The sequence below is a fragment of the Aeromonas sp. QDB39 genome (assembly GCF_027707585.1).
In the GTDB taxonomy this organism is placed as follows: Bacteria; Pseudomonadota; Gammaproteobacteria; order Enterobacterales; family Aeromonadaceae; genus Aeromonas; species Aeromonas hydrophila.
On the sequence record NZ_JAPCIV010000142.1, the window covers coordinates 1 to 583 of the forward strand.

Sequence of the window (583 nt, forward strand, 5' to 3'; positions counted from 1 at the left end):
ACAGAGACAAATTCAATTTTAAAGGGCGCTTCCTTCTCATTCTTGATTCTGAGGTAGCCATCGTGCATCAACCACTTGTAGTAATTCACTACATGGTTCATGCGCACACTGGCAGTGCTTTTTGCCAGCTCTTCAAGTTTGACTTGTTTCAATAAATGAGAGCGAAACTGGTATGTAGGCTTTAAACGCTTTACTGGCGGGAAGTGATCCCAAGTCAAGCCGTTATCTTCAAGGAACTGATAGTAGGCGTAAAGAGCTTTGGCACAAGAAGAGAGGTCTTTGGCTTGATTAATGGCCTTTTGATAGAACAGGTAGCTGTTCGCTTCGTGATTAAAGGTGCCATCCTGGGTAAACAGGGTGGGCAAGGAGCCAATGTTGCCACTGATGGGATCGCAAGACAACGCGCCTTGGGCATCGGTTTTAAGCTTAGTTTTGGTGCATACGTCTGCTGAAGAAATGAGATAGGACATAAATCTACCTAGAAGATGCCACTGACCATACATACAGTATAGACAGTGGCAGGCCCTTTTCCAGATTTACTTATGTGTGTGGGTTGCTTTTCCTACACCGCTACCTAAGGGTA

The 583-nt window shown here is 44.9% G+C and carries 1 pseudogene; it reads right to left on the reverse strand.

From position 1 onward, the window contains the following. Nucleotides 1-470, reverse strand: a pseudogene (locus PG899_RS24225) (hypothetical protein); the annotation flags it as partial. Nucleotides 471-583 lie beyond the last annotated feature (113 nt).